17 protein-coding genes are annotated in these 20,024 nt (G+C 39.1%); 14 read left to right on the top strand and 3 right to left on the bottom strand.

The features are described 5' to 3' along the window. Nucleotides 1-7 precede the first annotated feature (7 nt). The 4 genes from ACXYMX_RS05625 (at nucleotide 8) to ACXYMX_RS05610 (ending at nucleotide 4,367) form a co-directional block, all read left to right on the top strand. The gene (locus tag ACXYMX_RS05625; RefSeq protein ID WP_459043263.1) at nucleotides 8-673 is read left to right on the top strand and encodes a hypothetical protein; all 666 of its coding nucleotides are present in this window, start codon (nucleotides 8-10) and stop codon (nucleotides 671-673) included. Nucleotides 674-1,103: 430 nt separating this feature from the next. After that, nucleotides 1,104-1,520, top strand: coding sequence for a methylmalonyl-CoA epimerase (mce, locus tag ACXYMX_RS05620; RefSeq protein ID WP_459043262.1), 417 nt, complete (start codon nucleotides 1,104-1,106; stop codon nucleotides 1,518-1,520). A gap of 153 nt (nucleotides 1,521-1,673) precedes the next feature. After that, nucleotides 1,674-3,494: a sensor domain-containing diguanylate cyclase gene (locus ACXYMX_RS05615; protein WP_459043261.1), complete on the top strand. Its 1,821-nt coding sequence runs from the start codon at nucleotides 1,674-1,676 to the stop codon at nucleotides 3,492-3,494. Between the two features lie 150 nt (nucleotides 3,495-3,644). Continuing rightward, nucleotides 3,645-4,367 (top strand): AAA family ATPase, encoded by a 723-nt coding sequence (locus ACXYMX_RS05610; RefSeq protein ID WP_459043260.1) that lies wholly within the window; start codon nucleotides 3,645-3,647, stop codon nucleotides 4,365-4,367. Nucleotides 4,368-4,432: 65 nt separating this feature from the next. Here ACXYMX_RS05610 and ACXYMX_RS05605 read toward each other — a convergent pair whose 3' ends face one another. Both ACXYMX_RS05605 and ACXYMX_RS05600 read right to left on the bottom strand, forming a co-directional pair. After that, a complete protein-coding gene (locus tag ACXYMX_RS05605; RefSeq protein ID WP_459043259.1) occupies nucleotides 4,433-5,953 on the bottom strand; it encodes a CoA-acylating methylmalonate-semialdehyde dehydrogenase in 1,521 nt (506 codons plus the stop codon). A 291-nt stretch (nucleotides 5,954-6,244) separates the two neighbouring features. Next, a complete protein-coding gene (locus ACXYMX_RS05600; RefSeq protein ID WP_459043258.1) occupies nucleotides 6,245-7,408 on the bottom strand; it encodes a PucR family transcriptional regulator in 1,164 nt (387 codons plus the stop codon). 157 nt (nucleotides 7,409-7,565) lie between these two features. On the opposite strand from ACXYMX_RS05600, the gene ACXYMX_RS05595 reads away from it, so the two are divergent. From ACXYMX_RS05595 to ACXYMX_RS05555, 9 genes are all read left to right on the top strand, one after another. Then, nucleotides 7,566-8,813, top strand: a complete 1,248-nt coding sequence (locus tag ACXYMX_RS05595; RefSeq protein ID WP_459043257.1) for an allantoate amidohydrolase — start codon at nucleotides 7,566-7,568, stop codon at nucleotides 8,811-8,813. A gap of 60 nt (nucleotides 8,814-8,873) precedes the next feature. Beyond that, nucleotides 8,874-10,277 (top strand): dihydropyrimidinase, encoded by a 1,404-nt coding sequence (gene hydA / locus ACXYMX_RS05590; protein ID WP_459043256.1) that lies wholly within the window; start codon nucleotides 8,874-8,876, stop codon nucleotides 10,275-10,277. Between the two features lie 28 nt (nucleotides 10,278-10,305). Further along, nucleotides 10,306-11,649: an NAD(P)-dependent oxidoreductase gene (locus tag ACXYMX_RS05585; protein WP_459043255.1), complete on the top strand. Its 1,344-nt coding sequence runs from the start codon at nucleotides 10,306-10,308 to the stop codon at nucleotides 11,647-11,649. A 12-nt stretch (nucleotides 11,650-11,661) separates the two neighbouring features. Beyond that, complete coding sequence (preA, locus tag ACXYMX_RS05580; protein ID WP_459043254.1) at nucleotides 11,662-12,924, top strand: NAD-dependent dihydropyrimidine dehydrogenase subunit PreA; 1,263 nt, start codon at nucleotides 11,662-11,664, stop codon at nucleotides 12,922-12,924. A 212-nt stretch (nucleotides 12,925-13,136) separates the two neighbouring features. Continuing rightward, entirely contained in the window at nucleotides 13,137-14,594 is a 1,458-nt protein-coding gene (locus ACXYMX_RS05575; RefSeq protein WP_459043253.1) for an NCS1 family transporter, read from the top strand. 17 nt (nucleotides 14,595-14,611) lie between these two features. Then, complete coding sequence (locus ACXYMX_RS05570) at nucleotides 14,612-14,818, top strand: hypothetical protein (RefSeq protein WP_459043252.1); 207 nt, start codon at nucleotides 14,612-14,614, stop codon at nucleotides 14,816-14,818. Between the two features lie 291 nt (nucleotides 14,819-15,109). After that, complete coding sequence (locus tag ACXYMX_RS05565; protein WP_459043251.1) at nucleotides 15,110-16,279, top strand: M20/M25/M40 family metallo-hydrolase; 1,170 nt, start codon at nucleotides 15,110-15,112, stop codon at nucleotides 16,277-16,279. 563 nt (nucleotides 16,280-16,842) lie between these two features. Beyond that, complete coding sequence (locus ACXYMX_RS05560; protein ID WP_459043250.1) at nucleotides 16,843-17,625, top strand: hypothetical protein; 783 nt, start codon at nucleotides 16,843-16,845, stop codon at nucleotides 17,623-17,625. After that, nucleotides 17,622-18,926 carry a glycosyltransferase family 2 protein gene (locus tag ACXYMX_RS05555; protein WP_459043249.1) on the top strand — a complete coding sequence of 435 codons (1,305 nt, stop codon included), beginning with the start codon at nucleotides 17,622-17,624 and terminating at the stop codon, nucleotides 18,924-18,926. The genes ACXYMX_RS05560 and ACXYMX_RS05555 overlap by 4 nt, the downstream gene beginning before the upstream one ends. 170 nt (nucleotides 18,927-19,096) lie before the next feature. Here ACXYMX_RS05555 and ACXYMX_RS05550 read toward each other — a convergent pair whose 3' ends face one another. After that, the gene (locus ACXYMX_RS05550) at nucleotides 19,097-19,591 is read right to left on the bottom strand and encodes a YehS family protein (RefSeq protein ID WP_459043248.1); all 495 of its coding nucleotides are present in this window, start codon (nucleotides 19,589-19,591) and stop codon (nucleotides 19,097-19,099) included. 170 nt (nucleotides 19,592-19,761) lie between these two features. Between ACXYMX_RS05550 and ACXYMX_RS05545 the strand changes: the two genes are divergently transcribed. After that, a complete protein-coding gene (locus ACXYMX_RS05545) occupies nucleotides 19,762-19,953 on the top strand; it encodes a hypothetical protein (RefSeq protein WP_459043247.1) in 192 nt (63 codons plus the stop codon). The last annotated feature ends 71 nt before the right edge of the window (nucleotides 19,954-20,024 follow it).

Genomic DNA, 20,024 nt, shown 5'->3' with positions numbered 1-20,024 from the left:
TTATAAAATGAGGCTACTAAACGTTCGTAGAGGTCAGTTTGTTTACTATAAAAATAAATTGCACAAAGTATATTCTGTAAAAACATTCCTAAAAGAGTCTGTTCACCTCATTCGACTGGAGGATTATGAACAACAGCTTGCTACAGCGAAAGACATTGATTATTATAAGCCTAGACATTTAGACAGCTTTATTTTCCTTCAAAAACGTTATACTCTGGATAAAAACGTCAAGGCTAAAGTTGGAGATTTCATTTTAGTAATCAACCCGAAACCAGATTTGCTTGATCACCACCATCTTCATGCGATAGAAATCGTTTCATCGATTGAGAAAAATGGTGTAGTTAGTAATAAATCGAATGGCATCAAACACAATGAATATTGGGTGATGGTACCTGGACTTGAAGAGGATGCAACGATTATTGACTTACAACATCAAGTGGAAGATTTATCGGATGAAGAAATATTGCACCAGGCAGAAGCTGAATTGCCGGAAACGTATATACCTAAAATCGGTGATGTGTATCAAAAAAATGACAGCGACCCTGTTGTGCAAGCAATGATCATAGCTATAAAAGGGCAAGATGTATATTTAGGTGGCAATTTAGAGGTGAAAATGAGCCTGTTAATTGATAATGAAAAATGGAGTTATGTGCCCAATGTGTTGGACTATTAATATGAGGAGACAGAAATAATTAATTTTAGTATTGACAATTTACTTTTAAAACTAAAGCGGGATTTTATGATATTGCCTTCCTAACTAGTATTATCTCTCGTTCAACGGTGCCTGGTATTAAATATCCTGACTCATTTTCACGAAGGAAATAGCGGGAGAATAGAAATAGTTCTATATGCATACGCAATTGAACGTGGCATAGAATGGGCGCTAATCTTTTTATAGATTAGCGCCTGTAGTCCGTACAAAAGGAATATGCATCAATTCGACCAAACAAGTGACTTTAATTTGAACGATCGTTAAGTGATTGTATACTTATTTAATATGACCTTTTTATACGAATTGTAAGGGTGAATAACATTGTAATTTACTCATTCAGCACATTCTTCAAAGTCCATAAATAGAAAGGCAATGCAAAGGGGGAATTAAAATGGATTATGTATTAGATCATGTTGGAATAGCGGTCAGAAGCATTGACGATGCTCTTCCATTCTATCTAAACGTGTTAAACGGGACAGTTGAGGATCGTTATACAAGTGATGTACCTGGTGTTGAAGTACATGTCGCAGTCGTTCGAACCGAGGATAAAATGATTGAATTATTGGAGCCGACGAATAAGAATTCTCCAATCGCTCGGTTTATCAGACAAAAGGGGAAAGGTGTCCACCATGTCGCATATCGGGTGGACGACTTGGACAAGGCAATAACTGATGCAAAAAAGAAAGGGATCCGTTTCTTGGAAGATACATTACGCACGAATGCGCGTGGAAGAAGGTTGATTTACATGAACCCGGCATCCACAGATGGAACGTTGTTTGAGCTTTGTAGTTATTCGGAGGCTACGTGAAAGTCAGATGGATAGTCATATTTAATAGAAGCGCACTGTATAGGATTTTAGAATAATCACTAGGATAAAAAGGCTAAGAACACTATCTCAATTTATCGATTTCATGGTATGATATATCCTACTAATGCCATGACATTGAAAGAAGGTGCAAAAGTGACAGTATATTCCAAGAGAACTAGGCATTTATTGTTTATTCTGTTTGTCACGGTTCTTCTCTTGCCTTTCATCTACCATACACCTACTCATGGCGCAGTTCATGAAAATACATCGTCAGAGACATTTGATTTAGGTATGTACTACGAGATTTTGCAGGATTCAACGAATTCCATTACGATTGACGAGCTGATAGTTGGAGACTATGACTCTTCATTCACACCGAGTACAGAGAAATATTTAGCCTTCTTACATACGAATGATACAATATGGCTGAAATTAAATGTAACCGATATCATTACAAATGATGGACAGATCCATTGGTTGGAATATAACGACAAAATCGAACACCTTACCGTACACGTTGTAAAAGAAGATGGGTCTTACGAGTCATTTGAAAGCGGACTGTTCAACTTAGAGCAACAACCCTTTCACTATCCATCACTTTTATTTCCTATAGAAGGTCCAGAAGTAAAGGAACTCTATCTGCAATTAAACGGCCAGCTACCGTTGACAATATTTACTAAGCTTTACTCCAATAACAGTTTCATAGAGAATGTCATCTCGTATAAATTTTATACAGGTACCTTTTATGGGTTTTTATTAGCTTTGGCATTATACAACCTATTCCTATATTTTTCTTTCAAGGAACGATCTTATTTATACTACACACTCTATATGTTCAGCTTTATGTTGTATCAGGGCACTATGAATGCATTCGATGTAGAGTTATTCGGGCATATCGCTCCACCTTGGCTGTTCACAAAAACACTTGGTCTTAGTTGCAATTTGATGGTTATTTTCATGATATTATTCGGCAAGGAATTTTTAGAAATGAAACGGCATTTGCCCAAAAGCAATCGTTTCCTAAATATCTCGATTGGACTTGCGTTGCTATCGTCAATTGCTTTATTTACAGGAGTTGGCCAATACTATACGGATATATTCATCACGACAATGGCTCTTATCGTCCTGATTTTTCTCTGGATCTCGGGTTTGAGGCTCTTGTTGAAGGGACATAAATCTGCGCGCTTTTATATTTTGGGTTGGAGCATTTTACTTGGAACGATGATTATTCAGGGGTTAGTCATGCTCGGTATCATGCCACTTTCGTTGGCTGTCTTCGAGGAAATACCTGCATACAGTGCAATGTTTGAAGCTCTGATCTTATCACTGGCTTTGGCGGATAAGATTACGTTGATTATTAAAGATAATCGACAGACTCAAAAAGAGTTAAATGAAACGCTTGAAATGAAAGTACTAGAACGAACCGAACAACTTGAAAAAATCCAGGTTGAGTTGGAACATCTTGCAAACACAGATCGCCTGACTCAAATACCTAATCGAGTACTGTTGGACACTGTATTGGCAAGTGAATTCAAGCGCTCCCAAAATGAAAATACTCCTTTTTCTGTCATTCTTATCGATCTTGATGATTTTAAAAGCGTCAACGATACATTCGGTCATCAGGTTGGCGATTATGTATTAGTGGAAACAGCGAAGCTTTTTAAATCATCCGTCAAGGAATCCGACACGGTCGGTCGCTGGGGTGGGGAGGAGTTCCTCGTCATTTGTCCATCAACTTCTTTGGAAGATGCTATACATCTTGCCGAAAAGATGCGAGCAACACTAGCGAATTTCCAATTTGAAAAGGTAGGTCGGAAAACGGCTAGTTTTGGGGTCGCTTCGCAAATACCAGGTGATACATCCTATTCCGTCATTTCGCGAAGTGATAAGGCTTTATATGTCGCAAAAGAAAACGGCAGAAATCGTGTTGAGTTTGTCAAGATGGGGCAGGGCGAAGAACCTCTGCAATTATGATCTAGCCAGCTTCTTTTATTAGTGAATTGATGCGTAATTTAGGGATTTAGTGTTTAATTAAGAATAGACTAAGAGTCGAGAAACCAGTATGAGGTTGGCTCTTGGCTTCTTTTTATTTGGACCACGATTTACTGTCAAAGGAGGATGTATGTGTTTCTCAGGAAAATAACATTACTACAAGAGAAGATACCTTCACAGGAAAACTATCCGTTTTCAATCCCGATTATAAAAAATCTGAGAGAAATTACTATTGAAAACAATGTGACGTTTTTTGTTGGGGAGAATGGCTCAGGAAAATCAACATTGTTGGAAGCAATTGCTGATCGATGTGATTTTAATACGGCTGGTGGTGGGCGGAATAATAGCTATGATGTTTACGCCTCCGAATCAGAACTCGGAAAGTATATTAGACTCTCGTGGCTACCTAAAATAACAAATGGATTTTTCTTGCGAGCGGAATCCTTCTATAACTTTGCAACACATATTGATGAAACCGATGACAATGGCTTTCAAAGTTACGGCGGGAAATCTCTACATCAACAATCTCACGGTGAATCCTTTTTTTCATTATTTCTTCATCGTTTTAAAGGGAAAGCAATTTACTTATTGGACGAGCCAGAGGCGGCTTTATCACCATCAAAGCAATTATCTTTTTTAAGAATCATTCATGACTTAACTTTAAAAGGAGATGTGCAGTTTATTATTGCAACTCACTCTCCAATCTTACTTGGTTATCCAAATGCCTCGATATTAAGTTTTGATAACGATAGGATTACAGAAATTGATTATGAGATGACTGACCATTATAAAATAACGAAGTTCTTTATGGATCGTAGAGAAAAATTACTCTCGGATCTATTTAGTGACGAATAATTAGCGGTCGCTCTACAATGAGCGGCCGCTAATTTTATTATATGGCTACCAAATGGAAAGCAAAATTAGTCGTTATTACTTGGAAAAGCAAATGTTGATGCGGATTCGCTGTTTTCTTCAAACCACTTTTCTGAAACGGTTTTGGTTTTGGTGAAGAAACGCGCCTGGTCTGGCCCGAACATATGTCCATCGCCAAATCTAGAGCGTTTCCAACCACCAAAGTTATGATAACCAACAGGGATTGGAATTGGCACGTTGACTCCAACCATGCCGACGTCGATTTCTGTTGTAAATTTACGAGCGGCTGCCCCGTTATTCGTAAAAATTGTGACACCGTTTCCGAATTCGTGGGCATTGACTAAGTCGATTGCTTCCTCTAACGAATCTACCCGAACGACGTTGCGAGCAGGACCGAAAACTTCTTGCTCATAAATTTCCATGCCAGGTTTGACGTTGTCCAATAGGGTAGGGCCTAGATAGAAGCCATTGGAATTGTTGGCGATGTCTGGGTTGCGACCATCACAAACGAGAGTTGCTCCTTCATCTAGGCTGCGGTCGATAAAACCGATGATTGCATCCTTAGATTGCTTTGTAATAACAGGGCCAAAGTCAACGTCTGAATCTGTATACGGACCTACTTTTAATTTTCCGATTTTGTCGGCCAGTATTTTAATAAGGTTATTTGCAGTTTCTTCGCCAACGGGAATGATTGTGGAAATGGCCATACAGCGTTGCGAAGCAGCCCCATAAGCAGCGCCTAAAAAAGCGTTGGAGACTTGTTCTAAATCAGCATCAGGCATGACAATCATATTGTTTTTGCCCCCACCTAATGCTGTAACACGTTTTCCGTATTTTGAACCGGTTGTGTATATATAATCAGCAACCGCTGTCGATCCTACAAACGAAATGGCTTCAACGGAAGGGTTTTCTAATAGCTCGTTGACCGCATCTTTGTCGCCATTAATGACTGTCCAAACTCCATCTGGTAATCCTGCTTCTTGCCACAGTTCCGCTAAAAATAATGCAGAGCAAGGCACACGTTCAGACGGTTTTAAAATGACCGAATTTCCGACAGCAATCGCCATACTTGTAATGGCGAGTGGCACCATCACTGGAAAGTTGAAAGGGGAAATCCCTGCAACAACCCCGAGAGGCGCTTTTGAGGAATACGCATTAATATCCCCACCGACATTAACAGAATACTCACCTTTTAAAAGGTGTGGGGCATTAATGGCTAAGTCCACGGACTCTAAACCACGCGTGATTTCTCCTTTGGCATCTTCGGTTGTTTTCCCGCTTTCAAGACAAATGATGTCAATGAGTTCATCCATTCGGGTGGTCATTAGCTGACGAAACTTCATAACAACTTCAACGCGTTTCCCAAGCGATAGCGCACGCCATGCAGGAAAGGCTGCTTTAGCTGTTTGGATTGCGGCTTGTACTTCCTCTTTCGTAGCAATAGGGACGCGGGCAATTACTACACCTGTACTTGGATTGAAAACATCTGAGAAGTGACCACTTGTTCCAGCTACAATTTCTCCATTAATAAAATGCCCAAGTTCTTTTACCTCTGTATTCGTTATCATATATCCATTTCCTCCTTTGATTTACGCTTTTCTCAATAGTCCATTGAAAGCGCTTGCATATATACATTAAACGATTCGACTAACTTAATACAATGCTTTTGTTGACTATCAATGAAAAATAGATAGAATTCCAACATCTCCATAATATTACGGGAGGACGAAATATAGTACGTTAAATCAAGATTTTTCATCCTAGTACAAAAAATCTTCATAACTAGTGTGTATTTAGTAATCTAATGACAGTGAGTGAATCATCATTCATATATTGCTTTTCTAATTACACGTTACTATTTAATGCGCTAACACATCTTCTATTAAAAATGCCATATACAAATTGGTTTTTGTAAATGGGTTGGTGGCATCGATATCTAATAGCTGTTCTACTTTTTTTATTTTATATAGGACGGTGTTGCGATGAATGAATAAACGTTCACTAATTTTACTTGTACTGCCATTTTCTTCAAGAAAAATGCGTAAGAATACCACGTAATCGGTATTATGCAGATCATCATACCGATAAAGTTGTCCGAGCATGTCTTTACTAAAGGATTCAATTAAATCCCTGTTTTTCACACCCATGATAATTTTATAGGCTCCAATTTCTTTATGTTTGTATAAGAATCGATTATTGTGCAGCTGTGCTAACTGAATGACAGTAAGTGATTCCTTATAGCTTTTATGAATATTTTTGCAGTCATCATAAAAATTACCTTTGCCAATAATGACATTTAAGTTACCGTTTTTCTGGGTAACTTTATCGTAGATATCTTCAACTGCTTTTGAGAAAGTGCTGTAGGATTTAGTAATTTGTGTTCGGTTGATTAGAAAGATGAGGTGATTTTTATGTTTCAGTCTTAAAAAGCGTTTATATCTATTTTGAAATGCGTGCTGAATGAGGAACTCGTACGGATCGATGCTCCGTGCATCTGTTGTTGTACAAGTGATGATGGCTAATTCTGTGCCTTGTGGAAATCCAAATTGTGTTAAGTTTTGCCTTGTGGAATCGACGTGCTGTTTGTAGTTAAACAGAAAGTTGTAAAGGACTTGGTCTTCGGTGGATTGTTCGCGTTCGTGAGTTGCGATAAATTGAAATGTCGTTTTTAATAGATCGGCTATACGTCGGCCCCAAGGCATTTTAAAGACAGGTAATTGATGCTCATTGGCAAACGAGATGACCGATTCAGGGATGTCAGGAATGTTTGGTCCTGTATTCACGATAAAACCAGCTACCTTTTTAGAGTGCGCAAGTTTAACGAGTTGATCTAAGGATGTATTTTTGTGTGGAAAATTAATACCTGTTGTTACAACTAATTCATTTGGTCGGCAAAGTATCATTGAATCAATGCATTCTACAACGTTAATCCCCGTAACTCTTCGAAACATACCACTTTGTCCAGCGACTAGTGTTAGCATCGGGAATTGAGACCCTTCTATTATTTTTCCAATTGTTGACATAACAACCCCCCCTTAATCATAAACATACCGTACCACAAAAATTGTGCACTTGCACATATCTTTTTGGTTTACTATCTATATCTTCCGAATACTTTGTATATTATGATTTTAGTAGCGAACCCAGATTATTAATAACTAAGAAAGAAGGGACTTGCATATGTATAAGTGTAATAGTAGTCGGTTGCAGGATTCAATTGAACAGTTCAGTCAATTTGGTGCAACTGCAAATGGGGGCGTAACCCGATTATCCCTTTCAAAAGAGGATGTATTAGCAAGAGACTATTTTTGTGAACTATGCAAAGAGTTAGGCATGGATATTCAAGTAGATGACATGGCGAATATCTATGCGCTTCTACCAGGTAAACGAGATTGCCCACCAATTGCAATCGGATCGCATTTAGATTCTGTTGAAAAAGGTGGCAGGTTTGACGGAGTTTTAGGTATTTTAACTGCAATAGAGGCGATACGCACATTAAAGGAAAATAACATTGAAATCGAAATTCCAATAATGCTTGTAAATTTCACGAATGAAGAAGGTGCGCGCTTCGATCCAGCGATGATGAGTTCCGGTGTCCTTACTTCCAAATTTACTAAAGAAAAAATGCTCCAGTCAGTAGATAAAAATGGCATTACATTCCAAGAAGCATTACGAACGAGTGGCTATGAAGGGAAGCAAGAATATCGATTGACTGAAGCCCTCGCATTTATTGAGTTGCATATTGAACAAGGGCCGGTATTAGAAGCAGAGCAACTTGAAATTGGAGTGGTCGAGGGTGTTTTAGGAATGGTGTGCTATGAAATTACCGTGACAGGTGAATCAAATCATGCTGGCACTACTCCGATGTCGATGCGTAAAGATCCGATGATTGTGGCGTCTTATATCATTTCTTCATTGCATGAGCAACTCGGAGAAATTGATGAAGAACTGGTATTCACATTTGGACGTATGCACGTGACACCTAATATCCATACAGTCATTCCGAACAAAGTAGTGTTTACAATGGATTCGCGTCATCAAGATCCAGAGGTGATGCGCAAGGTGGAGAATCTAGTAACAGGACTAGCCTCAGAGGAAAATGGTTGCCGCATTCAACCGGTCAAGCTATGGGGAAGAGAAACAGTATTTTTTGATGAAGTTATTTGCAATGAAGTGGAAAATGCATGTCATGAACTTGGTTATTCCTCGAATAGAATGTTCAGCGGAGCGGGTCACGATGCGCAATATATCGCAAGTATTATCCCATCGGCAATGATTTTTGTTCCGAGTATCAATGGGAAAAGTCATTGCGAAGAGGAAGTAACAACATTTGAAGACTGCACCAAAGGAGCAGACGTGATATTGGAAACCGTGTTGAAACTTCAATCGAAGCTCAGTAAGAGTGGAAAAATCACGCTAAACCAATGAACGACTGTGATACCAGGTGTTCAAAAAAACAACATTTATTATTTGAAGGGTGAGGGTACTATGAAAAAAGTGATTACAGGCGGACTCGTTGTGACAGCTTCAGATATGTACGAAGCAGATATTTTAATAGAGAACGGAAAAATTGTACAAATTGGCCAAAGTTTATCGGTCGAAGGAGCAGAAATTGTAGATGCAACTGGTAAATACGTCATGCCTGGAGGGATTGATCCGCATACGCATTTAGATATGCCGTTCAACAACACCGTGACAGACGATGATTGGAAATCGGGTACAATTGCGGCTGCCTTCGGTGGGACAACGACCATATTGGACTTTTGCCTATCTGCGGGGGAAGAAAAACTTGCGACTGCTGTGGAAAAGTGGCATGAGAAAGCGAAGGGGAAATCAGTCATTGACTACGGTTTTCATTTAATGATCGGTGAATTATCGCCTGAAACAGAGGCCGAGTTACCAGTGGTACTGAAGGAAGAAGGTATAACGTCTGTCAAAGTGTTCATGGCTTACGCAAAAGAATTCCAGGCGTCAGATCGAACACTGTTCAAAGCCTTAAAAATTGCAAAGGACTTGGATGCAGTAGTTATGGTGCACTGTGAAAACGGTTCAGTCATCGATGAATTAGTAGAGGAGGCGAAACAAGCTGGGCAGACTGCACCAATTTATCACGCACTGACGCGTCCCGCAGAATTAGAAGGCGAGGCGACGAAACGAGCTATAGAACTAGCGCATATCGCAGGAGCAAAGCTTTATGTTGTACATGTGACGTGTAAAGAAGCACTAGATGAGGTAATTTCAGCGCGTGAAAAGGGCTATGACGTATACGGGGAGACTTGCCCACCCTATTTAACGCTTGATCAGTCAGCCTTAGCACAGCCAGGTTTCGAAGGAGCCAAATATGTTTGGTCACCACCTCTTCGTCCAAAATATCATCAAGAGCATTTGTGGAATGCGTTAAAGTCCAAGCAACTGCAAACAATTGGCTCAGACCAATGTTCATTTAGTTTCAACGGGAAAAAGCAATTGGGATTAAATGATTTTTCTGAAATTCCAAATGGTGGACCGTTTATTGAAGACCGTTTTAGTATTTTATTTTCTGAAGGTGTTTCGAAAGGACGAATTTCAATCCATGACTTCGTCGATATGATTTCAACGAGTGCTGCAAAAATTTTCGGTCTATATCCGCAAAAAGGAACGATTGCAGTTGGTTCGGATGCGGATATCGTTATTTTTGATCCTACAGTAAAACGTGAACTATCAGCGAGCACTCACCATATGAATGTTGACTACAACCCTTATGAAGGATGGGAAGTAACAGGAGAGCCTATCAGTGTACTTGTGCGTGGGGAATATGTCATTAAAAATAAAAAGTTTGTAGGAACATTAGGTAGTGGCAAATATATGAAGCGTGCATTAAAGCCGGCGATTGCACAACCGATCAACGTGTAGACATCAATCCATAAGGGGGAATGTTTAAATGACTTCGCAACTCGAACGAAATTTTGAAGAAGTAATTAGCAAGATGTCAAAAAATGAAGCGATGGAAGAAGCGAATCGCTGTTTGTACTGTTATGACGCTCCTTGTATTACAGCTTGTCCGACGAGTATTCAAGTCCCGAATTTCATCAAAAAGATTGCTTCCAGTAATATGTTAGGTTCGGCCAAGACGATTATGGAGGCGAATCCCGTTGGAGCAAGTTGTGCACGCGTATGTCCAGTCGAAGTGTTGTGTGAAGGTGCATGTGTGTTAAATTCATCAACCAAGCCAATTAAGATAGGACAACTACAACGTTATGCAACGGATTGGGCAATCGAATCGGGCGTCGAGCTCTTTAAAAAAGGAGAATCAAATGGATTAAAAGTAGCGATTGTTGGTGCTGGTCCAGCTGGTTTAGCTGCAGCGAGAGAGCTTAGTCGCTTCGGTTATAGTGTCACTATTTTTGAGGCAGAAGAAAAGGCGGGTGGCTTGAATAACTATGGTATTGTCTCATTCCGATTACCAAATAATGTAGTTGAATGGGAAGTGTCACAAGTTGTTAACCTTGGTGTGGAAATTAAAACAAACACAACAGTAGGTGTGGATATTTCTGCTGAAGAGATTTTAACACAATATGATAGCGTTATTTTAGCTGTCGGTATGGGATCCGTGCCCAATCTCGGCATTAAAGGAGAGGAACTGGTTGGCGTTCACGATGCTATTGAGTTTATTAAACAGACGAAAGTGGGTGTATTGACAGAAGACTTAATTGGTAAGCGTGTTGCGGTTATCGGTGCAGGTAACACTGCCGTCGATGGAGCAACCAGTGCCGTTCGATTAGGTGCCAATCAAGTAGATATCCTTTATAGAAGAACGGAAAAAGAAATGACTGCCTATCAATTTGAATATGAATTTGCCAAGCAGGATGGCATCGGATTTAAGTGGTTGACAGCTCCGAAACAAATTATTGGGGACGAGTCGGGGAAAGTAGTAGGACTTGAATGCGTGAAGATGAAGCTCGGAGAAGCGGGTGCAGACGGCAGACAACGACCTGAAGTAATTGAGGGATCCGAGTTTGTTATTGAGCTGGACGCGGTCATCAAAGCAATCGGACAAACGCGCTTTGTTTCTCTTATCGAAACGTTCGGATTACAGCATACGAACGGAGTAGTAGATATTGATGAAACGACAATGCAGACATCGAATGAAAAAGTATTTGCTTGTGGAGATGTCGTGTTCGGCAATGGCCAGGGAGAAGCAATGGTGGTAACAGCTGCGCAACAAGGAAAAGATGCGGCTTACATCATTCATGAGCGTTTAAGAAAACCGAGCGAGATTGCATAGGGGGGATGTAGCATGGCGGACTTACGAATTGACTTAGCAGGGATTAAATCACCAAATCCATTTTGGTTAGCATCGGCACCACCTACGAATTCTGGCTATCAAGTGCAACGTGCATTTGAAGCGGGTTGGGGTGGCGCAGTTTGGAAAACATTGGGTGAACCAATTTTGAATGTTTCCTCACGTTTTGCGGCTGCTAACTATAACGGGCAGAGGGTTGCGGGCTTTAGTAATATTGAGCTCATTACAGATCGTCCGTTAGAGGTTAATTTACAGGAAATTCTAGAAACGAAGAAAAGGTTTCCAAATCATGCCATCATCGCTTCATTGATGGTTGAGCCACAGCAAGACAAGTGGCATGAGATTGTCAAAAGAGTAGAAGCTGTGGGGGTTGATGGGCTTGAGCTTAATTTTGGTTGTCCACATGGCATGGCAGAACGAGGAATGGGATCCGCCTCAGGGCAAGTTCCTGAATTGGTTGAAAAGCAAACATACTGGGCGAAGGAAGTTGCACGAACACCGGTTATAGTCAAGCTAACGCCAAACATTACAGACATTACTGTGACTGCAGAATCAGCAGTGCGTGGCGGGGCTGATGCCGTAAGTATGATCAATACGATTAATAGTTTAGTAGGTGTAGATTTAGATTCATGGAATACCGTGCCTCATGTTGCTGGAAAAGGTGCGCATGGTGGATACAGTGGACCTGCTGTCAAACCGATTGCATTAAATATGGTTGCAGAATGTGCACGAAATTCTTCTGTCAATGTACCAATTTCAGGAATTGGTGGAATATCCAATTGGCAGGATGCTGCGGAATTTATGTTGATGGGTGCAACAGGCGTACAAGTATGTACGGCGGCGATGCACCACGGATTCAGTATTGTTGAAGATATGATTGATGGACTGAGCAATTATCTGGATGAAAAAGGAATTGCCTCAGCAATGGACCTAGTCGGACGTTCGGTTCAGCGTTATTCCAATTGGGGTGACTTAGATTTAAACTACAATATTGTTGCTGAAATTAATAATGATATTTGTATTAATTGCAATAAGTGTCATATCGCGTGTGAAGATACGTCACATCAATGTATCGACCTATACACGGAAAGTGGCCGACCGATGCTAAAGGTACGAGAAGTAGATTGTGTAGGTTGTAATTTATGTGCAATTGTTTGTCCGGTAGAAGGTGCGATTTCAATGGTTGAAAGAAAGTCGGTCATTGCGCCAATGTCTTGGAACGAACGTCAATCCGTTATCGGCAATTTTGCTCGATAAAAATGAGTGCGCTTGGTTGTTTAAAGATATGAAGGTATATGTTTTTGACTATAAAGTTGCTTAGAATTCAGCGCCTAGCTCACTGTGGAAAAGATAAAATTTCCAAAAGTCAAAGAGCGACTTCTGAAAATTTTCCTATTTCCTTCGCGAGCTAAACAGGCGCTTGCGCTTTTCTATAATAACTGGAAATCTAATATAAGGGAGAGACATGTATGACAAGTGGTGGCGATTATTTAAAATCACCAGATTTACTTCCAGTTACACATCCAAAAAGAAGTGTTGGGACATTTGGTTTTGCAGTGATTTGGGTAGGAATGGCAATTGTTTTAGCTGCTTTTGCAATTGGTGGATCCGGTATTATAAGTTTATCATTGCCAATGGTGATTTTAGCGACGATAATAGGTTCTGTTTTAATTGGAATATTGATGACATTAATCGGAGATATAGGTGTTGAGCACGGTTTGTCCTTCCCTGTTTATATGCGTGCTCCATTTGGGACAATCGGCACTCATTTACCGTCTCTCGTACGTGGAGTGACAGCAGCATGTTGGTTTGGGCTTAACACCTATTTTGGAGCTATGGCCATCAATGGGATTTTGAACATATTATTTGGCTTTGATTATTGGTTTTTATGCTTCCTAGTATTCGCGGCATTGCAGTTATTTAACACATCTCTCGGGATTAAATCGATTGAGCGCTTTGCAGATTTTGCAGCACCGGTAATTATTCTAATCTCGTGCTGGATGTACTATACGCTTGCTGATCATGCAACGACAGATGGGAAAAATGTGTGGACTTGGATAGAATCACCGACAACGGGATTGGCAGCATTTACAGCATTCATGGTCGTTATCATGGCGAACATGGGATTCTGGGCAACGTTAGCAGCAGATATGCCGACACTATCTCGGTTTTTTAAAGCACCAAAAAATGAGCGCAATTGGTTCAAACGCAATAAAACGCAGTTAGTCGGATCTTTAATCGTCATGCCGATTACCAATACATTTATTGTAACGATAGGTGCAATAGCTTATATGGCTGTAGGATCTGCGGATCCGATAAATGCCTTGCAGCAAAGTGCAACCGGAATTGTATTAGGAATATTGTTGCTAATGATTGTATTGGCCCAATGGTCAACAAACACATCTGCAAACGTTATTCCGGCGGCAACGATATTTTCGAACATTGGTGGACCCAAGGTGCCGTTCTGGGTTGGTGTTATCATTGCGGGTCTTGTAGGAATCTTAGCGCAGCCATGGAGTTTGTTTGGTATCTTAGTCGATGCGCTATTAATCATTGGCGGTATTTTAACGGCAATTGTGGGAATATTATTCGCTGATTATTATTTAATTCGTAAACGTCGTGTAAACGTAAAGGATTTGTACGAGTTAGACGGGCAATATCGGTATATGAATGGCTTTAATTTAGCGGGTTTAATCGCTTGGGTAGTTGGAGGTGGATTAGCCAATATGTTCCCGACGTATTCTGCATTAGTCGGCTTTTTTGCCGGGGCACTAGTGTATTATGTTTTAGCGAAATATTGGTGGTTTAAAAAGTACCCGCAAGCTGAATTAGACAATCCGAGTGACGCGGAGTATTTAGGAATTACAGTTGGTCACGATTGGGACAATATCTCTGTAAAAGCAAGTGAAAGTAAAGCGGCTAATTAGGAAAGAGGGGTGTGTGAATGTCGGATCATTTGTTAAGTATGGATGAAATGAAAAAAGTAGATGACTATTTAGACAAGGGCTTTCATGTCCATTCCGTGTATGAAAATTTAAGTGGGATGTTTGTCGAGTTCGAACGGCAAGAGGAAGAAGCTAATATGCAAATTCTGACTGCTGATGCACGGAAATATTTTGCTGCAAAGCTCCTAGAACAAACAGAGTTATAAATGGGAATTTCAATTTAATAGGAAGTAACGAAAACTCTATTCTATTACTACTGGAATAGAGTTTTAATATTGTCTTTTTATCTTCGGGATGACCTATTTTGTTCTAAAGTGTGAGGTGCAACTCTGACATAATTCAGAATTGTGTCAGAATTGCACCGTGCACAGGCAACGACAATCAAGTCCATGTAGTATAATAGATAGGGTAGGAAAATTACATATTAAAACTTTCGGACAAAATGTTGCAGGAGTAGCATTAGAAGGAAAGTATATAAAAAGAAAGAGGAGATAACTATGCCAGAGGCGAAAAAGATTTTGGATTATATGGAAAAGCATAACGATGAGTTTTTAGAAGTGTTAAAAGGAGCAGTGCTTTTAGAAACCCCAACTGAAGGCGATAAGTTAGATCTAGAAAAATGTAGAAATTATTTCGCGAAAGTTTTTGGTGCCATAGGTTTTAAGTGCACAGTTGTTCCAAGTAATGATAGTCGTTACGGCGACCACTTACTTATGGAATTAGGTGAGGGTGAAGAGCAAGTTCTTTTTGTTGGTCATTATGACACCGTCTATCCAAAAGGTGGATTTGGTGGGTTATGGAAGCATGAAGATGCAAAGGTTTGGGGTCCCGGAGTCCTAGATATGAAGGGCGGAAACGTCCAAGTATATATGGTTGCCAAAGCACTTAAAGAGCTTAATTTGCTTCCCGAAAATAAAAAAATTGTATTTTTCTTAAGTTCAGATGAAGAGGCAGGAAGTTATTCATCGCATATGCATTATGAAGAATTGGCAAAAAAGAGCAAGGCTGCTTTTGTTATGGAAAGTGCAAAAGGCGATGATGTAGGTGGCTTAAAGAGGGGTCGCTATGGCAGAAGTAATTATACATTTATAGCAGAGGGCAAACCTGCACACTCTGGACAGGAACCAGAAAAAGCCGAGAGTGGTTTAATGGAGTTGGCTCAACAGGCTATTTATCTAGAAAGTTTAACCGACATAGACAATGGTATAACGGTTGCATGTACTTGCTTAAAAAGTGGTCATGCTGGATGGCCTACAGTTCCAGGTGACGGTGAACTGACAATTGATGCAAGGTTTTCATCATCAGAGAAGGCTTATGAATTTGATGAAGTGTTCAAAAATCTGAAATCTTTCAACCCAAATGTGAAAATAACGACGAAGGGTGGAATAGAAAAACCTCCGTTTGATGAAACAGACGATAGACACAAAGCTCTTTATACGAAAGCGAAAGAAGTTGGAAAAGAGTTTGGATTGGAAATGGATGGAATCATTACAAGAGGAGGAAGCGATGGGAACTTTACAGCATCTGTTGGCTGTCCAACGCTCGACGGTATGGGAATGAGTGGGGATTTTGTACACCAGCCAGGTAAGGAATATATCAATACGGATCATATTTCAATAAGAGGTGCATTTGTAGCACGTATGGTACTTGAAGTATTACGAGATTAAATAAAACAATGAATATGCTATGAATTGCACCGTGCACTGGCATCAAGATTTATTCAACGGAACGATTTCGGGGAGAAATTACAAAAATCTTTGCATTTGGCGTGTAAAGGACTCTAAAAGTGAAGTCTCCGTAGATAAGGATTATTTGATTTCAATCCCCCACTTCTAAACTAAGAGAAAGTGGGGGTAGTTTAAACGTGCCAATTTAGTAGATGAATATATAATTGGAATTATTCCTGTGATACTTGGAAGGGGTCGTTTATTATTCAAGGGGGATTATCCGAAGATAGATTTACATCCTGACTGCGCAATAATCGTCGATGGAATATCAATGTTGACATATAGTAGAAGATAGACTTAAGTAGTAAAATCTTGATAGGTATGATATAGAGGAAGAAAGATTAATATTCGCTATTGTTGAAAGGTTGAGTGATTTTCAAATCACTTACCTTTTTATTTTTTCATTAATTGCGACGCACACATGCACATAATTTAACCACAGGATTTTTCAGTTTGAACTATTGAAAAATAGGGAAGTGAAAGGTGAAGGAGCTGAAATACTATTGAATAAAACTATTCTTTGGAACCGTATAAAAATGCCTATTGCTTCTATTATTTGGTTGACAACAATGATAAGTATTGTAATGACAACATATAACTTTATTGAGCCATGGATGTATTCAGCTTTTGCACTTATAGCGGTTATTTTTTTCGTAGGAACGGATCGTCTTTCTTTTTTTATTTATATTCTTTTAACTGTTAGTTCTGTATTTGTTGCACTTGTATTTGCTTTTATTCATGAATGGACTACTGCTGAACAAGTGTGGGGAATAGCTATCCATTTTGTATTTCTAATTCATTTGTTTGCTTTGTATAGCCTAGCGAAGTATGTTTTTCAATTTAGTACAGAGAATAAGTTTCTGAGGGAACTCGTATTTCAATTAGAGGGTTATATATCAGAAAGTGGTATTTTATCACACGTGGAATTTGAAAAACGGGCAACAGGTATATTGGCGGGAATGTTAAGGAGAAATGAAGTAGGTTATTATGTTTATGTGGATCTATCTACTATTCCTCGTTCGATTAAGCAAACGGTTATGATGTCAGTGGGAACAATTTTACAAACGACAATAAGAAATCATTATGATCTCGTGGGAAGACATGACAACAATAGTCTCGTGCTTTTACTTCAAAATATAGGTCCTGAAGAATTTGAAATTGTAAAAGGAAGAATAAAGGGGAATTTAGAAGAACGATTTGAAGAAGAGACACTAAAAAAAATAAAATGGAGTATTAAAGAGACAGAAGGACATGCTACCTTGCCGAAGCAGGTGATTCATTCATGAAGCAGCGAACCATAATTTTACTTCTGCTTTTCATAGTATTTATTGTTTTAATAATAGTAGGTGCGATATTTAATATCCTTTACGTGTTACTCTTTACTACATTGCTATTTTTAACTCTTTTATCTTATTATTCTTTATTGCTAGTTGCAGGTGTTTATAATCGATTAAGAACACCGAAGACTCCAATATTGGACTACTATCCCGGTGTCGACATTTTAATTCCTGCACATAACGAAGGCGTTGTTATTAAAGATACGATTGAAGCGATGATTGCTATTGAATATCCGGGTGATTTACAAATTTTTATATTAAATGATAATTCAATAGATACTACTGCGGAAATAGCTCAAGTTTATGATGATGCATTTAAGAATGTGCATCATATTAGAGTACCACCAGGAGAGCCACGCGGAAAATCACGAGTGCTGAATCACGGCTTAAGTATTTCCTTCAATAAATATTATTGTGTGTACGATGCGGATAATCAACCAGAACCGGATGCATTAATAAAGTTGGTCGCTACGGCCGAACAAGATGAGCAATCTGCGGGTGCTGTAGGCTATGTTCGAACGATGAACGAATCAGCGAATTGGCTTACGCGTATGATATCTATTGAATTCCAAGTTTTTCAGTTGCTCATGCAATCTGGAAGATGGCAGTTATTTAAGACGGGCTCTTTGACCGGAACCAATATGCTAGTCAAACGATCTGTAATTGATAGCTTAGGTGGCTATGATCCGTATGCGATAGCTGAGGATGCCGAATTAACATTGCGCATTACAAAAGCCGGTTATTTTTTACCGATTGTTCCAGATTCGATTACATGGGAGCAAGAACCTGAAACGCTTTCTGTCTACATAAAGCAAAGGACCAGGTGGCTTCAGGGAAATCTATATATAGTTGAAAAAACATTAACATCTCCGGGTTACTTTCGTGGAAAACTACTTGTCCATTCAATCCATCAGTTGATGGTATATGTTATTTTTTGGCTTTTTCTTCTCGTTTCTTATGTTTGGTTCATTTTGGGGATATTCGATGTGTTTACAATTGAAAATAGCTACCCGTTATTGTTTATCTGGTATCTATCTTACATTATTTATACAGCACAACTTTTTGCGGCACAGGCGACACAACGAACATTTACACCCATCAACATTTTTATAAGTATTATTATGTATTTTACGTATGCACAACTCTTTTCATATTTGTTTGTCCGAAGCTTAATTTTATATATAAAAGCTAAAAAGAATCGAGAAGTCATCGGATGGGATAAAACTGAACGTTTCGAGGGAAAAACATAAGTTCGATCAAAACAAATGATGTAACAAGTAAATATATTCAAAAAAACACCCTCAAATTCTTTAAGAATTTGAGGGTGTTTTTAGTTTGCTGTGCCTGTGTACCACACAACTTTGAAACAATTCTAAATTGTGTATGAATTGCACCGTGCACAGGCACCCCAAAAAAAATATTATTCCTTATACTTTATAGCAAGGCCTTTCAAGAAGTTCCGCGCATATCTGTCTCCGCATTCTTTGTAATTTCTATGCCCTACTTTTCTCAACACGGCCCCAAGTTCACCTTTTGAAATTGAAATTCCAGCGAGTTCCAATATAGTAAGCATGTCCTCACTAGTAAGGGAAAGGGCAATCTTTACTTTTTTGAGTAGAAGATTGTTCGGCATGTCTTCAATTGTTTGGACAGTTGCTACGTTCACAGTATCTCCTGGTTTTTGCTCTTTTGGTCCTCTTTTGAAAATGATAAGACCATTTAAAAAGGCGTCTAACATAGAAAGAGTACATTCCTTTCGATCCTGAACCGGAGAATCAGCATCTACCTTTTTTAGTAAAGACACGACTTCGTCTATCGATACATTCAAATTACCAAGTTTAAAAATCTCTACCATTTCTGAATTCTTTATATCTAATGCATATCGCAAGCGAATTAGAATATCATTATTATCCATTAAAAAACCTCCAATAAATTAAATCAATAAATTAATAATAGCACAGATGGACAAATTTAACGTTTTTCAATATGTATCGAATCGTATTTTACAGATTTCCTTTTTCTTGCATAAAGTTTTTCACAATAAGCCATATTGTACAGTGATGAATGCAACTAGGAGGATTGAATATGAAAAAAGAAACTAAAGTGAAACGCGAGATGGATAAAATGAGAATGGAAGCTTCTACCGACTTTATAGAAGTCTTGGAAGAAAAGGCCAAGAAACAAAAGGAGTACTGGTACGCTGGGCCTAAAGATTATAGAAAAGCATTAATTGAGAAGTCCCAAGAAATCCTAGGAAATAATGAGAGAACTGAATAACTCCATTTGACTGCCGGCAGTAGTGGAATAAAAACTTTCGGAAATACATCTAGAATTCAAAAACGGCCGGG

The organism is Sporosarcina sp. CAU 1771 (assembly GCF_054482775.1).
This window is presented reverse-complemented; position numbering and strand designations above follow the sequence as displayed.

What these genes read in the sequence shown, in the direction of transcription:
- ACXYMX_RS05625 (WP_459043263.1), top strand. Translation starts at nt 8, where the DNA reads ATGAGGCTACTAAACGTTCGTAGAGGTCAGTTTGTTTACTATAAAAAT.
- mce (WP_459043262.1), top strand. Translation starts at nt 1,104, where the DNA reads ATGGATTATGTATTAGATCATGTTGGAATAGCGGTCAGAAGCATTGAC.
- ACXYMX_RS05605 (WP_459043259.1), bottom strand. Translation starts at nt 5,953, where the DNA reads ATGATAACGAATACAGAGGTAAAAGAACTTGGGCATTTTATTAATGGA.
- ACXYMX_RS05600 (WP_459043258.1), bottom strand. Translation starts at nt 7,408, where the DNA reads ATGTCAACAATTGGAAAAATAATAGAAGGGTCTCAATTCCCGATGCTA.
- ACXYMX_RS05595 (WP_459043257.1), top strand. Translation starts at nt 7,566, where the DNA reads ATGTATAAGTGTAATAGTAGTCGGTTGCAGGATTCAATTGAACAGTTC.
- hydA (WP_459043256.1), top strand. Translation starts at nt 8,874, where the DNA reads ATGAAAAAAGTGATTACAGGCGGACTCGTTGTGACAGCTTCAGATATG.
- ACXYMX_RS05585 (WP_459043255.1), top strand. Translation starts at nt 10,306, where the DNA reads ATGACTTCGCAACTCGAACGAAATTTTGAAGAAGTAATTAGCAAGATG.
- preA (WP_459043254.1), top strand. Translation starts at nt 11,662, where the DNA reads ATGGCGGACTTACGAATTGACTTAGCAGGGATTAAATCACCAAATCCA.
- ACXYMX_RS05575 (WP_459043253.1), top strand. Translation starts at nt 13,137, where the DNA reads ATGACAAGTGGTGGCGATTATTTAAAATCACCAGATTTACTTCCAGTT.
- ACXYMX_RS05570 (WP_459043252.1), top strand. Translation starts at nt 14,612, where the DNA reads ATGTCGGATCATTTGTTAAGTATGGATGAAATGAAAAAAGTAGATGAC.
- ACXYMX_RS05565 (WP_459043251.1), top strand. Translation starts at nt 15,110, where the DNA reads ATGCCAGAGGCGAAAAAGATTTTGGATTATATGGAAAAGCATAACGAT.
- ACXYMX_RS05555 (WP_459043249.1), top strand. Translation starts at nt 17,622, where the DNA reads ATGAAGCAGCGAACCATAATTTTACTTCTGCTTTTCATAGTATTTATT.
- ACXYMX_RS05550 (WP_459043248.1), bottom strand. Translation starts at nt 19,591, where the DNA reads ATGGATAATAATGATATTCTAATTCGCTTGCGATATGCATTAGATATA.
- ACXYMX_RS05545 (WP_459043247.1), top strand. Translation starts at nt 19,762, where the DNA reads ATGAAAAAAGAAACTAAAGTGAAACGCGAGATGGATAAAATGAGAATG.